We start from the raw sequence: 13,323 nt of genomic DNA on the forward strand, positions 1-13,323 counted from the left end.
GGCGTCAGCCAATGCTCCTGTATTGCCCGTCATGATAGATCAGGGGCGCGGCCGGCGCCGCGGCGACATGCACGTCGACGACCTCGCCGATGACGATGTGATGCGTCGCCCAGTCGGTGACCTGCGCGACGACGCATTCGAAGGAGACGTTGGCGCCAGCAAGCAGCGGCACTTCGCTTTCCCCACGAAACCAGCCGCCATAGGAAAAACGCGCCACGCCCCGGGCGACGCGCAGACCGCCAAAGGCATCCGCCACATCCTGCTGTCCGGCCGCGAGCAGGTTGACCGAGAAATGCGCGCCGACGACCAGCGCCGCAGCGATCGACGAGCCGCGGTTGACGCAGACGAGCAGCGAGGGCGGATCGACCGAGAGCGAGGAGACGGCGGTCGCCGTCAGGCCGATCGGCTCGCCGGTCGCGCCGTTGGCGGCGACCACCGTGACCGCGCCGGGCAAGGCGCGCATGCCCTGACGAAAGGCGACGCCGGAGGCGCGAGGTTTTGGCGCCGAGGCGACAACCGCGCTCATGTGATGCGCAGCCCGGCCTGCTTCATCAGCGGCAGCACGCGGTCGCAGAAGAACGGCAGTTCATAGGTATAGTTGACGAAGCTCAGCGCCGCTCCTGCATAGCCCTGCGCCGAGATCGCCGACAGCGTTTCGACGATGCGTTCGGGCGTGCCGATCAGCGGGAAGGAACCCGCGCCGCCCGCGAAGCGCTTGCGGTAACGGTCGAAGGCGTCGGGGTCATGCGAGTTGGCGAACTCCTTCTTGGAGGCCATGTGATAATCGACGGCGGCGTGATCGGCCTGCGTGACCGCGTATTTCGCGTAGTAGTCCTCGGCCTCGGCCTGCGTTTCGCGGCAGACGACGTGGCAGACCGTGTAGATGCCGACATCGCGCCCGACCTTGGCCGAGCGTTCGCGAATGTCGGCGATGTGCTTCTTGCCGTCTTCGAGCTCGGCGAAGGTCGAGAACAGGTAGTCGCAATGGCTCGCGGCGAAGTCGCGCCCGGGCGGCCCGAAGGCGGCGTTCATCGTAACCGGGCGCGGCGCCTGCACGCTGGCTGGCCGGCTGACCACGCCTTTGAGCGTGTAATAGGCGCCCTCATAATCGAAGGGCTGAAGCGTGCCGTAGCAACGTTCGACGATCTCGATCCATTCGCGCGCCCGGCCATAGGCGTCGTCGCCGAGCTTGACGCCGAACATGGCGAACTCGTCGGGATTCCAGCCGCAGACGATGTTCAGGCCGGCGCGGCCGTTGCTGATGTGGTCGACGGTCGCCAGCGCCTTGGCGGCATAGACCGGATGCACCAGCGGTACATGCACGGTCATGAACAGGCCGATCTGCCGGGTCGCACCGGCCAGCCCCGCCGCCCAGGTGAAGGTCTCGAAGGAATGCTCGCGCACGCGGTTCCTGCCGCCAAAGCCGCGCCAGCGCGCGATCGGCAGCAGGAATTCGAGCCCGGCCCTGTCGGCGATCCCCGCCGCGTTGAGATTGTCGTCCCAGCTGGCGCGCCAGCGCTCGGGCACATCGGTGATGGCCAGACCGCCATCGGCATTGCTGGAGAAAATGCCGAGCTTGAAACGGTTATGGCCCTTCAGCGGGTGGGGTTTCACAGCCATCATGCCCTGACCGGTCCGCTGTTGACCGCGTTGGCCCGCTCACGATCGAGCTCGGCCTTGCGCACGCCGAAGAAGGCCTGTTCGGCATCGGCCATGAAACCGGCCATGTGGCGGCAGGCCGCGTCAGGATCCCGGTTCCGGAAGGCGAGGTAGAGCCCTTCCAGCCCCTGCGCGACGACGGCGCGCGTCGTGGGATCGGCGAGCGTGCCGAGCCGCACGGTCTGCACATGATCGACGAAGCGGGCGATGGTGTCGGCGAGGCGCTGGTTTTTCACCGCGCCGAGCCAGGCGCCGCGAAAGGCGATGTTGGCGAGGATCAACCGCTCGATGTCGTCGCTGGCCAAGGCGGCGCGGGCCTCCTCGATCGCCGCGGTTAGGCGCGTTTGCGCGGCGGGTGTCAGGTCGCGCGCCGCGTCGGCGGCGGCGCGTGGCTCGAGCAGCTTGCGGACCTCGAAGATGTCGCGGATGTCGTCGAGGCTCAGCCTGGGCGTGACGAAGCCGCGCGTCGTGCCGACGAGATAGCCCTCATTGGTCAGGCGCAGCAGCGCCTCGCGGGCCGGCATGCGCGAGGTGCCATAGCCGGCGGCGATCTCCAGATCGACGAGCTTGCGGTCGGGATCGATCTCGCAGCGCTGCAGTCGCGCCCTGAGATCGAGATAGATGCGCTCGCTGAGGCTGTCGCGACGCGGCAGATGGCGCAGGCTCCCGGCCATGTCGTCTCCAGCGCTGGGGATGTCTACATTCCGCATTCTGAATACGGTTATTGCGATCGTGAGGGTGAGTCAATTGCGTCGCCCCCATCGAACGTCACGACGCACGCCGATCAGCGGGATTGGCGGCGACTCATAGCACGCCGGTTTCCTCCCCTTGGGCCTACTCTGCCGACCCAAGCTTCAAAGCGGTGGCCAGAGGACGACGCTGACAAACCTGCGGGCCCATGGCTGTAAACTCGCCCTTAACCCCGATCGTTAATTTGTTGAACCAGTAGTGGCTTCGCGCGGGCTGTACCTGCTGCGGCGCAAGGGTGGCAAACCATGCGGCTGATCGTCGGCTCAATCATCGTCTTCGTCTGCGTCTTCGGCAGCTACGCGGCTATGGGCGGCCACCTCGAGGTGCTTTGGCAGCCGTTCGAGTTTGTGATCATCCTGGGTGCAGCGATCGGCGCCTTCGTCATCGGCAACCCCGGGCCGGTGCTCAAGGCCGTGCCCGCCATGCTCGGCACGATCGTGAAAGGCTCCAAGTACAAGCAGGAGTGCTATGTCGAACTGCTCGGGATGCAGTATTCATTGTACAAGCTCGTGAAGCAGAAGGGCATGCTCGCGGTCGAGCCGCACATTGAAAATCCGAGCGAATCGACGCTGTTCAACGCCTTCCCGACTTTTGCAGCGAACCATCATGCGGTCGAGTTCGTCTGCGACTACATGCGCATGCTGTCGCTGGGCGCCAACAACGTCCACCAGATCGACGCTCTCATGGACGAGGAACTGGAGACGCACCACCAGGAGCAGGAGCGTATCGTCGGGGCCATGCAGTCGCTCGCCGACGGAACACCGGCGCTCGGCATCGTCGCCGCCGTGCTCGGCGTGATCAAGACGATGGGGGCGATCAAAGAGCCGCCGGAGGTACTGGGGCATCTGATCGGCGGCGCGCTCGTCGGCACCTTCTTCGGCGTCTTCGTCGCCTACGGCTTCTTCGCGCCCATGGCGGCGTCGCTCAAGAGCACCTTCGAGGCGGAATCCAAATACTACCTTTCGCTCAAGGCCGGTCTCCTCGCCCATATCAGCGGCCTGCCGCCGGTGATGGCGGTGGAATTTGCCCGCAAAGCTCTGATGAGCGACGTCCGCCCGACCTTCAACGAAGTGGAAGCGGCGACCGCCGCTCTGCCCGCCTAGATCCCACCCAATCTCCAGTAGGGACCCGATGGACAAGCCCCTCCAGCCGATCATCATCAAGAAGGTCAAGAAGGCCGCTCATGCGCATCATGGCGGGGCCTGGAAGATCGCCTATGCGGACTTCGTGACCGCCATGATGGCGTTCTTTCTGCTGATGTGGCTGATCAGCATGACGACGCAGGAGCAGAAGATCGGCCTGGCGGAATACTTCGCGCCGGCGGCTTTGAGTCCCAGCAACAGTGGCTCCGGCGGCATGCTGTGGGGCACCGCCCTGGACACGTCGGGCGGCAGGTCCTCGGCGCCCCGCGACACGGCGAAGGGCGCCAGCAAGCAGGAGGACGGAGCGGGCCGGACCAAACCGGGCCGCGCCAGCGACCGCGAGGTCAATCGTTCGGCTGCCGACGAGCAGGCCAACTACAGCGCCATAGCCAGCATCCGGCAGGCGCTCCAGAAGATGCCCGACATTGCCGAGCTGTCGCGCAACATCGTGATCGAGCCGACCAAGGAGGGGTTGGACGTTTCCCTCGTGGACCAGGACGGCCGCTCCATGTTCTCCGAGGGCTCGGTTGCCCCCTACGAACGCACCCGTCGCGTGCTGGAGGTGCTCGCGCCCACCCTGCGCCGCCTGCCCAACCGCCTGTCTGTCACCGGCCATACGGCCGCCGCGCGCCCGGGCTCGGTGGGGGCCGTCGAGCCCTGGAGGCTCACCTCCGGGCGCGCGCTCGCCGTGCGCGAGATCCTGTCGGGCGCCGGGTTCCCCAACGACCGCTTCACCTCCGTGGTGGGACGCGCCGATACCGAGCCGGTCTTCCTCGATGATCCATACCTCGCGCCGAACCGACGGGTGACGATCACGCTGCTCAATGAGCCGCCGCCGCTGCCCCCGGGAGTCTTTCCCTGACAACAAGGCGCCTCGGCCGCTTCAGAGCCCGTTTGAGATCGAGCTCAGCGCGGCCGCGCGGCTGCCGATCTCATTGCATCGCCCAAGAGCAGATCCTCGCAATATCAGCAACGGGCCGACTTCCGCCACCGATACTGAAGTCGAGTCTGAGATGCTGACATCCCCACAATCGCTGATGAGCGATACGCGGCTTGGACTGCCACCGGTCCGTTAGACAACGCCGACCTGTCCTTGGGCTGCCCACGGATCGCTACATCGGAGCGCGGCCTGTGTCGGCCTCGCGTTATTGACCCTGTTGGCCAGGCCAACAATCTGCGTGACTGTCAATCACTGGCAACGAACCGCTTCGGACGCAAAAGAGGAAAACGAGGCCAAAACCAACAAAAAACCGCCCTTTTTTGGGGCGGTTGCGGACGTCTCGGAATGTGGGAGTGGTGCCGCTTGAGGGATTCGAACCCCCGACCCCCTCATTACGAATGAGGTGCTCTACCAGCTGAGCTAAAGCGGCGACGCGGCAGGCTCTACCAGCCTGCCCGATTCTTGACAAGGCGAGATCTGGTCTGCCACCGCGAGGTTACGATTTCCTGAGCTTTTCGGTCTCGGGCTTTTCCTGGCCCAGCGCGACGATGCCGCGCCGGATCGCACGCGTCCGGGTGAAGTGCCTGTGCAGGGTTTCCCCGTCGCCGAAACGGATCGCCCGGGTCAGCACCGAGAGGTCCTCGCTGAAGCGGCCGAGCATCTCCAGCACCGCATCCTTGTTGTGCAGGAAAACGTCGCGCCACATCGTCGGATCACTGGCCGCGATGCGGGTGAAGTCACGAAAGCCGCCGGCTGAGAACTTGATCACCTCCGACTGCGTCACCGCCGCCAGATCCTCGGCCGTGCCGACGATGTTGTAGGCGATCAGATGCGGCAGATGGCTGGTGACGGCGAGCACCAGGTCGTGGTGCTGCGGCGTCATGATCTCGACGATCGCGGCCATGCCCTCCCAGAACTGCTGGGTCCCGGCGATGGCCGCCTCGTCGGTACCATCGGGCGGGGTCAGGATGCACCAGCGGTCGAGAAAGAGGCTGGCGAAACCTGCATCTGGGCCGGAGTTCTCGGTGCCGGCAACAGGATGGGCCGGCACGAAATGCACGCCTTCGGGCAGATGCCGCGTCACCGCATCGACCACCGATGTCTTGACCGAGCCGACATCGGACAGGATCGCACCCGGCTTCAGGCTGGCCGCGATCTCGGCTGCGACCTCGCCGCAGGCCCCGACCGGCACGCACAGGATGATGTGATCGGCCTCGCGGACGGCGTCGGCAGCCGTCTCCGCGACCTCATGGCCGAGGCCGAGTTCGCGGGCGCGGATTCGCACGTCCCCGTCGCGATCGAACAGCGCGATCGTAGCCGCGAGGTTCAGATCCTTGGCCGCATGGGCGATCGAGGAGCCGATCAGCCCGATGCCGATGATGGCCAGGCGGCTGAAGATCGGCTCCACGCGCGGAGCAGCAAAGCTGACGGTCGCAGCCGTCACGGCTTGCCAGCCAGGAAGTCCGCGAGTGCCGCGACGACGAGGCGATTGGCCTCCTCCGAACCGATGGTCAGGCGCAGGCAATCCGGCAGGCCATAGGCGCCGACGCCGCGCAGGATCAGCCCGCGCTGGGTCAGGAAGGCGTCGGCTTCCTTCGCCGTCCTGCCGGGCGTCGCCGGGAAATGGATCAGGATGAAGTTGCCGACCGAAGGCGTCACGGTCAGGCCGAGCTTTTCGAGTTCGGTCGTGGTCCAGACCAGCCATCTGTCGTTGTGCTCGATGGCGGCGGCGACATGGGCCTCGTCGGCAATGGCGGCGGAGCCCGCCTCGATCGCCGCGCCGTTGACGTTGAACGGCCCGCGAATGCGCTCAAGCGCATCGACGACATGGGCAGGCCCATAGAGCCAGCCGAGGCGCAAATTCGCCAGACCGTAGATTTTCGAGAATGTGCGGGTCATCACGACGTTCTCGCTCTCGGCGACGAGTTCGAGGCCAGACGCATAGTCGTTGCGGCGGACATATTCGGCATAGGCCGCGTCCAGCACCAGCAGGACGCTGGAGGGCAGCCCCGCATGCAGGCGCTTGACCTCGTCGAAGGGCAGATAGGTGCCGGTCGGGTTGTTGGGGTTGGCCAAAAAGACGATTTTCGTGCGTGGCGTGACCGCCTTCAGGATCGCATCGACATCGGCGGTGAAATTCGTCTCCGGCACGATGACGGGCTTGGCGCCGGCGGCCAGGATCGCGATCTTGTAGACGAGGAAGCCGTGCTGCGTGAAAACCCCTTCGTCGCCGTCGCCGAGATAGGCCTTGGTGATCATCTGGAGCAGTTCGTCGGAGCCGGTGCCGCACATGATGCGGCCGGCATCGAGGCCGTAACACCCGGCGATCGCCTCGCGCAGCTTGGTCGAGGAGCCGTCGGGGTAGAGTTCGAGCTTGCCGGCGATCGAGCCATAAGCCGCGACCGCCTTCGGGCTCGGCCCGAGCGGGGTCTCGTTGGACGAGAGCTTGTGCAGCTTCACGCCGGCAGGCGCGGCCGATTTGCCGGGGATGTAGGCCTCGATGTCGAGGACGCCGGGACGCGGGACTGGGCGGGTCGCGATGGACATGGCGGAGAACCTTGCGAGAGACGGCTTGATGATCAGCGGACGGATTTGACGGCGAACCGGGCGGCGTGGCTGCCGACTTCGTTGAAATCGCTCAGGCCCGCCGGCTCCAGCGCCTTGCGGATGACGGCGTGGTCGACCTCGCCCGAGGCGGCAACCAGCAGCGACAGATGCGAGCCATCAGCCGCACTGGCCGAGACCTCGGCGAGATGCTGGGCGAGACCCGAGCGCAAGGCTTCCGACCAGCGCTCGACGCGGGCGGCATAGAGCACGATCTCGCGCACGGCGGCGTCGGCCAAAGGCTTGGCGATGCAGTAGACCGGTGTGCCGGCAGGATGGCCTGGCCGCTCGATGAAGGGCAGCCGCGCGATGATCTTGGGACTGTCGGGACCGATCAGGTCGCGCCACCAGATGCCGGCGCTGGCGCCCTGATCCATGCGGAAGATGCCGAGATCGCCGGCAGAATCCGCCACCGCCGCGATGACCGCGCGAGCGTCCTCATGGGTGACGAAGGGGACGGTGAAGCCGAAATGGAAGCGGGCGGAATCGCGCATTGCCGCATCGCCGCCCGAGACGTCGGCATGAACCGCGTAGTTCGCCTGCACGAAGGTGAAGGTCGCGATGATGATGCGCCAGATGCCCTCGATCGTGTCGAGCGGCAGCAGACCTTTGTGGCGCAAAGCGAGGCGCTTCATCATGTCGGCCTCGCGGCCGGGCCGGAAGGCCGAGCCCGAGACCTGCGTCTTCTTGACCGCGATCAGCGTCTCGATGATCGAGGAGCGCTCCATCAGCAGCGCATGCATCTCGCTGTCGATGCGGTCGATCTCGGCGCGCAGATCGGCAAGGGTCGTGGGAGCGGCTTCGGTCATGATCGGTCGGACTGCGTTGCACCCTTCACAGCCCTCATCCTGAGGAGCCGCGAAAGCGGCGTCTCGAAGGATGCTCCAGATAGCGCCTGAGCGGACTGGAGCATTCTTCGAGACGCGCTCCTGCGGAGCGCTCCTCAGGATGAGGGCTGAGGGTTGGCTAGGCTCTTAGCGCTGGGAGCGAACATTGGCAAAGGCGCACTCACGCATCCGCGCGTTGACAGGCGCGCGTGGTCGCGGCAACGATCAAGTTCGATTTTCCGAACAAGCCGACCGGCAAGACAAATCATAGCTGTCAAAGCGGACGATGATGAGCGATCTCTCTCCTGGCCTCGCCGACCCGCTGCAGGAGGCCAACGAGCCCTCCAGCCTGGTTGCGCGGTTTGGCCCGGACACGCCGCTGCTGATGGATTGCGGCGTTGCGCTCGACCATTGGCAGATCGCCTACCAGACTTATGGCGAATTGAATGCGTCCCGCTCGAACGCCGTGCTGGTCTGCCACGCGCTGACCGGCGATCAGCATCTCGCCAACCGCAACCCGATCACCGGCAAGGGCGGCTGGTGGACGGCGATGATCGGGCCGGGCAAGCCGATCGACACCGACCGCTTCTTCGTGATCTGCGCCAATGTCGTCGGCGGCTGCACCGGCACGACCGGGCCGGCCTCGACCAACCCGGAGACGGGCAAGCCCTGGGGCCTGTCATTCCCGATGGTGACGATCCGCGACATGGTGCGGGCGCAACGGCACCTTATGGATGCGCTCGGCATCGAGAGCCTGTTCTGCGTCGCCGGCGGCTCGATGGGCGGCATGCAGGTGCTGCAATGGGCGGCGAGCTACCCCGAGCGCGTGTTCTCGGCGCTGCCGCTGGCGACCGGCGCGAAGCATTCGGCCCAGAACATCGCCTTCCACGAGGTCGGCCGGCAGGCGGTGATGGCCGATCCCGACTGGCGCGGCGGGCGCTATCTCGAAGAGGGCACGCGGCCCTCGAAGGGCCTGTCGGTCGCGCGCATGGGCGCGCACATCACCTATCTCTCGGAGCCGGCGCTGCACCGGAAGTTCGGCCGCAAGCTGCAGGACCGGGAGGCGCCGACCTTCTCCTTCGACGCGGATTTTCAGGTCGAGAGCTATCTGCGTCACCAGGGAGTCTCCTTCGTCGAGCGCTTCGACGCCAACTCCTATCTCTACGTCACGCGCGCAATGGATTATTTCGACCTCGCCGCCGACCATGACGGCGTGCTGGCAAAGGCGTTCGCAGGAACCAAGACGCGCTTCTGCGTGGCGTCGTTCACCTCCGACTGGCTGTTTCCGACAGCCGATTCCCGCGCCATCGTGCATGCGCTGAACGCGGCGGGCGCGTCGGTCTCCTTCGTCGAGCTGGAGAGCGACAAGGGCCATGACGCCTTCCTGCTGGAGGAGCCGAACCTGTTTGCGACGACGCGTGGGTTTTTGGGTGCTGCGGCGCGGGCGCGGGGGATCTGATGACCCTTCCCGATTTCCAGAACAACCGCATCGACCTGAAACTTGTCGCCGAGATGGTGACGCCTGGCTCGCGCGTGCTCGATGTCGGCTGCGGCGACGGGCAGTTGCTGGCGCTGCTGGCGGAGACCCGCAATGTCGATGCGCGCGGCATCGAACTCTCGCGCGAGGGCGTGGCGGGCTGCGTCGCGCGCGGTCTCTCCGTGATACAGGGCGACGCCGATACCGACCTCGGCGACTATCCCGACGACTCGTTCGATTACGTCATTCTGTCCCAGACCATCCAGGCGACGCGCAATCCCCGCCTGGTGCTGGAGCAGATGCTCAGGATCGGTCGGCGCGCCATCGTCTCCTTCCCGAATTTCGGGCATTGGCGAATGCGTTCACAGGTGTTCTTCATGGGCCGGATGCCGGTAACCGACTCCCTGCCCTATGCCTGGTGGGACACGCCCAACATCCATTTCTGCACGATCCGCGATTTCGTCACGCTCTGCGACGCGATCGGCGCGGAAAAGGAGCGCGCGGTCGCGCTCGACGCCGCCGGCGGCAAGGTCGGCGTCAGCGCGCCCTGGTGGTTCTGGAACCTGTTTGGCGCGCAGGCGGTGTTTTTGCTGAAACGCGGGTGAACCCTTCTCCCCTCGGGGGAGAAGGTGGCGCGGCGAAGCCGTGACGGATGAGGGCAGCACCGCGCCCGAAACAAGAAAAGGGCCGCTTGCGCGACCCTTCCCTCATCCGTCTGCTGTGCAGACACCTTCTCCCCCGAGGGGAGAAGGACAAGCTCAGTTCAGCGCCACGCCGACCGGGCGCTTTTCCTTCACGACCGCGACATCGCCCAGCATCAGGCTGGTCGGGCCGACCGTGACCGGCACGGTCTCGCCGTCATGGATTTTGCCGGCGAGCAGGAGTTCCGCGAGCGGGTCCTGAACCGATTTCTGGATCACGCGCTTGAGCGGGCGCGCGCCATAGGCGGGGTCGTATCCCTTGTCTGCGAGCCATGCTCTCGCCTGCTCCGAGAGCTCCAGCACGATCTTGCGATCGGTCAGCAGCTTTGCCAGACGCGCCATCTGGATGTCGACGATCGCGCCCATATCGGCCCGCTGCAGCCGGTGGAACAGGATGATGTCATCGATGCGGTTCAGGAATTCCGGCCGGAAGGCCTGCCTGACCACGCCCATGACCTCGTCGCGGACCTCGTCGGTGTCCTGCCCCTCGGGCTGGTTCACCAGATAGTCGGAGCCCAGATTCGAGGTCATGATGATCAGCACGTTGCGGAAATCGACCGTGCGCCCCTGTCCGTCGGTGAGGCGGCCATCGTCAAGCACCTGCAGCAGGACGTTGAAGACGTCAGGGTGCGCCTTCTCGACCTCGTCGAAGAGCACGACCTGATAGGGCCGGCGCCGCACCGCTTCCGTCAGTGCTCCGCCCTCCTCATAGCCGACATAGCCGGGAGGCGCGCCGATGAGCCGGGCGACCGAGTGCTTCTCCATGTATTCGGACATGTCGAGGCGCACCATGGCGGTGTCATCGTCGAACAGGAACGCGGCCAGCGCCTTAGTCAGCTCGGTCTTGCCGACGCCGGTGGGGCCGAGGAACATGAAGGAGCCGATGGGCCGGTTGGGGTCCTGCAGCCCGGCGCGCGCACGCCGGACGGCGGTCGAGACGGCCTCGACCGCCTCGCGCTGGCCGACGACGCGGGCCGCCAGCACCTCCTCCATCCTGAGCAGTTTTTCCTTCTCGCCCTGCAGCATCCGGTCGACCGGCACGCCGGTCCAGCGGCTGACGATCTGGGCGACGTGATCGGCGGTAACGGCTTCCTCGACCATGCCGGAGGTGTCGCCGATGGCCTCGATCTCGGCCAGCGTCTTCTCGAGCTGCGGGATTTCGCCATAGGCGAGTTCGCCGGCGCGCTGGTACTCGCCCTTGCGCTGCGCCTGCGCGAGTTCGGTGCGGGCAGCGTCGAGCTTCGTCTTGATCTCCGCGGCGGCGCCGAGCTTGTCCTTCTCGGCCTTCCAGCGCGCGGTGATCGCGGTGGAGCGCGTCTCGAGATCGGCAAGCTCCGATTCAAGCCGATTCAACCGTTCCCTCGAGCCGGTGTCGGTCTCTTTCTTCAGCGCCTCCTGCTCGATGCGCAGGCGGACGATTTCGCGGTCGATCGAGTCGAGCTCCTCGGGCTTGGAATCGACCTGCATGCGCAGCCGCGCCGAGGCCTCGTCCATCAGGTCGATGGCCTTGTCGGGCAGGAAACGGTCGGTGATGTAGCGGTTCGACAGCGTGACGGCCGCGACCAGCGCCGAATCCGTGATGCGGACGCGATGGTGCTGCTCGTATTTCTCCTTCAGGCCGCGCAGGATCGAGACGGTATCCTCGACCGAAGGCTCGTCGACGAAGACGGGCTGGAAGCGGCGGGCGAGCGCTGCATCCTTCTCGACATATTTGCGATACTCGTCGAGCGTGGTCGCACCGATGCAGTGCAGGTCGCCGCGCGCGAGCGCCGGCTTCAGCAAGTTCGAGGCGTCCATCGCGCCGTCGCTCTTGCCGGCGCCGACCAGCGTATGCATCTCGTCGATGAACAGGATGACGCCGCCATCGGCGCTCGACACCTCGTTCAGCACCGCCTTCAGCCGCTCCTCGAACTCGCCACGGTATTTCGCGCCCGCGATCAGCGAGCCCATGTCGAGCGAGAGCAGTTCCTTGTCCTTCAGGCTTTCGGGCACGTCGCCATTGACGATGCGCAGCGCCAGACCCTCGGCGATCGCAGTCTTGCCGACGCCGGGCTCGCCGATCAGGACGGGATTGTTCTTGGTGCGGCGCGACAGCACCTGGATGGTGCGGCGGATTTCCTCATCGCGGCCGATGACCGGGTCGAGCTTGCCCTCGCGCGCGGCGGCGGTCAGGTCGCGGGCATATTTCTTCAGCGCGTCATAGGCCTGCTCGGCGCTCGCTGAGTCGGCGGTGCGACCCTTGCGGATGGCCTCGATGGCGGTGTTGAGACCCTGCGGCGTCACGCCGGCGCGGCTGAGCGCCTTGCCGGCCTCGGTATCCTTCTCGATCGCCAGCGCCAGCAGCAGGCGCTCGACCGTGACGAAGCTGTCGCCGGCCTTGTCGGCCGCCTTCTCCGCCGTGTCGAAGACACGCGCCAGACCCGGCGTCAGGTTGAGGCCGCCCGCGCCGCCGCCGCTGACTTTCGGCAGCCTGGCGAGCGCGACATCGGTCAGTTGCAGCGCAAGCTTCGCCTGCCCGCCGGAGCGGTCGATCAGGCCTGCCGCCATGCCTTCATTGTCGTCGAGCAGCGCCTTGAGCAGATGCTCCGGCGTGAACTGCTGGTGGCCGTCGCGCAGTGCGATGGTCTGGGCCGCCTGCAGGAAGCCCTTGGCCCGATCGGTGTATTTCTCGATGTTCATCCGGTTCACTCCGCCCGCCGGCGCGCCCCGTAGCGACGCCCTCCGGCTGCCTTTCGTCAGGATGGGGCTCCCGCATGGGCCGCCCCTCGCAGACAGAGATAGGTGTGGCATCCGCGCAACGGAAGGGGTGCCGGCGCGGTCATTGACCGCAGCCAATCAGCGCGGGCACGATAGGCCCATGGCGGGGACGCAGCGGCAACAATCGATACGCAAGGCGCTACGGGCGCTGGCGCCTGGCATCCCCCTGGCCGATGCGCAAGCCGTGGTGGCGCTGGCCGAGCGCCGGCACATGAAGGACCTGCCGCCGGCGATCGCGCTCTGGCTCGCGCTCGGCAGCCATGTCCGGCACGTCCACACCGACTACGAACACCTGCTGGCCGACGGCTATGATCGCGAGGCGGCGCGCTTCTTCGTGGCCGAGGATACCGACGCCGTACTGGCGGGCTGGGGCTGCCAGCGCTCCGTGACGGAACTGGCCGAGGCCGAGGAGGAAGCGATCAAAGTCCGCATCCCCCGTCGCTGATCGAACCGATGCAAGGATTTG

At 66.2% G+C, this 13,323-nt stretch carries 12 protein-coding genes and 1 tRNA gene; 5 read left to right on the top strand and 8 right to left on the bottom strand.

The window, feature by feature from the left end:
• Positions 1–4: 4 nt before the first annotated feature.
• The 3 genes from AC1DZY_RS06835 to AC1DZY_RS06845 are packed head-to-tail and all read right to left on the bottom strand — an operon-like array spanning position 5 to position 2,333.
• Positions 5–526, bottom strand: coding sequence for a flavin reductase family protein (locus AC1DZY_RS06835; RefSeq protein ID WP_476819336.1), 522 nt, complete (start codon positions 524–526; stop codon positions 5–7).
• Positions 523–1,623 carry an LLM class flavin-dependent oxidoreductase gene (locus tag AC1DZY_RS06840; protein ID WP_476819337.1) on the bottom strand — a complete coding sequence of 367 codons (1,101 nt, stop codon included), beginning with the start codon at positions 1,621–1,623 and terminating at the stop codon, positions 523–525. Before AC1DZY_RS06840 ends, AC1DZY_RS06835 begins: the two co-directional genes overlap by 4 nt.
• Positions 1,620–2,333 carry a GntR family transcriptional regulator gene (locus AC1DZY_RS06845; RefSeq protein WP_476819338.1) on the bottom strand — a complete coding sequence of 238 codons (714 nt, stop codon included), beginning with the start codon at positions 2,331–2,333 and terminating at the stop codon, positions 1,620–1,622. Before AC1DZY_RS06845 ends, AC1DZY_RS06840 begins: the two co-directional genes overlap by 4 nt.
• A gap of 321 nt (positions 2,334–2,654) precedes the next feature.
• Between AC1DZY_RS06845 and motA the strand changes: the two genes are divergently transcribed.
• Entirely contained in the window at positions 2,655–3,512 is an 858-nt protein-coding gene (motA, locus tag AC1DZY_RS06850) for a flagellar motor stator protein MotA (RefSeq protein WP_476819339.1), read from the top strand.
• 28 nt (positions 3,513–3,540) lie between these two features.
• Positions 3,541–4,413, top strand: a complete 873-nt coding sequence (locus AC1DZY_RS06855) for a flagellar motor protein MotB (RefSeq protein ID WP_476819340.1) — start codon at positions 3,541–3,543, stop codon at positions 4,411–4,413.
• 432 nt (positions 4,414–4,845) lie between these two features.
• Here AC1DZY_RS06855 and AC1DZY_RS06860 read toward each other — a convergent pair.
• The 4 genes from AC1DZY_RS06860 to AC1DZY_RS06875 all read right to left on the bottom strand — a co-directional run bounded on the left by AC1DZY_RS06860 (position 4,846) and on the right by AC1DZY_RS06875 (position 7,904).
• Positions 4,846–4,921, bottom strand: a tRNA-Thr gene (locus tag AC1DZY_RS06860).
• A gap of 66 nt (positions 4,922–4,987) precedes the next feature.
• Entirely contained in the window at positions 4,988–5,935 is a 948-nt protein-coding gene (locus AC1DZY_RS06865) for a prephenate/arogenate dehydrogenase family protein (protein WP_476819341.1), read from the bottom strand.
• Entirely contained in the window at positions 5,932–7,038 is a 1,107-nt protein-coding gene (gene hisC / locus AC1DZY_RS06870) for a histidinol-phosphate transaminase (protein ID WP_476819342.1), read from the bottom strand. The genes AC1DZY_RS06865 and hisC overlap by 4 nt, the downstream gene beginning before the upstream one ends.
• Before the next feature lie 32 nt (positions 7,039–7,070).
• Positions 7,071–7,904 (bottom strand): chorismate mutase, encoded by an 834-nt coding sequence (locus tag AC1DZY_RS06875; RefSeq protein WP_476819343.1) that lies wholly within the window; start codon positions 7,902–7,904, stop codon positions 7,071–7,073.
• 307 nt (positions 7,905–8,211) lie between these two features.
• Between AC1DZY_RS06875 and metX the strand changes: the two genes are divergently transcribed.
• The gene (metX, locus tag AC1DZY_RS06880) at positions 8,212–9,381 is read left to right on the top strand and encodes a homoserine O-acetyltransferase MetX (protein WP_476819344.1); all 1,170 of its coding nucleotides are present in this window, start codon (positions 8,212–8,214) and stop codon (positions 9,379–9,381) included.
• Positions 9,381–10,004 carry a methionine biosynthesis protein MetW gene (metW, locus tag AC1DZY_RS06885; protein WP_476819345.1) on the top strand — a complete coding sequence of 208 codons (624 nt, stop codon included), beginning with the start codon at positions 9,381–9,383 and terminating at the stop codon, positions 10,002–10,004. The genes metX and metW overlap by 1 nt, the downstream gene beginning before the upstream one ends.
• A 153-nt stretch (positions 10,005–10,157) precedes the next feature.
• Here metW and clpB read toward each other — a convergent pair whose 3' ends face one another.
• On the bottom strand, positions 10,158–12,779 hold the full coding sequence (gene clpB, locus AC1DZY_RS06890) for an ATP-dependent chaperone ClpB (protein WP_476819346.1): 2,622 nt from the start codon (positions 12,777–12,779) through the stop codon (positions 10,158–10,160).
• Positions 12,780–12,957: 178 nt separating this feature from the next.
• On the opposite strand from clpB, the gene AC1DZY_RS06895 reads away from it, so the two are divergent.
• The gene (locus AC1DZY_RS06895; RefSeq protein WP_476819347.1) at positions 12,958–13,302 is read left to right on the top strand and encodes a DUF2293 domain-containing protein; all 345 of its coding nucleotides are present in this window, start codon (positions 12,958–12,960) and stop codon (positions 13,300–13,302) included.
• Positions 13,303–13,323: the final 21 nt, after the last annotated feature.

It is taken from the genome of Allobosea sp. P2_A10 (genome assembly GCF_056405115.1).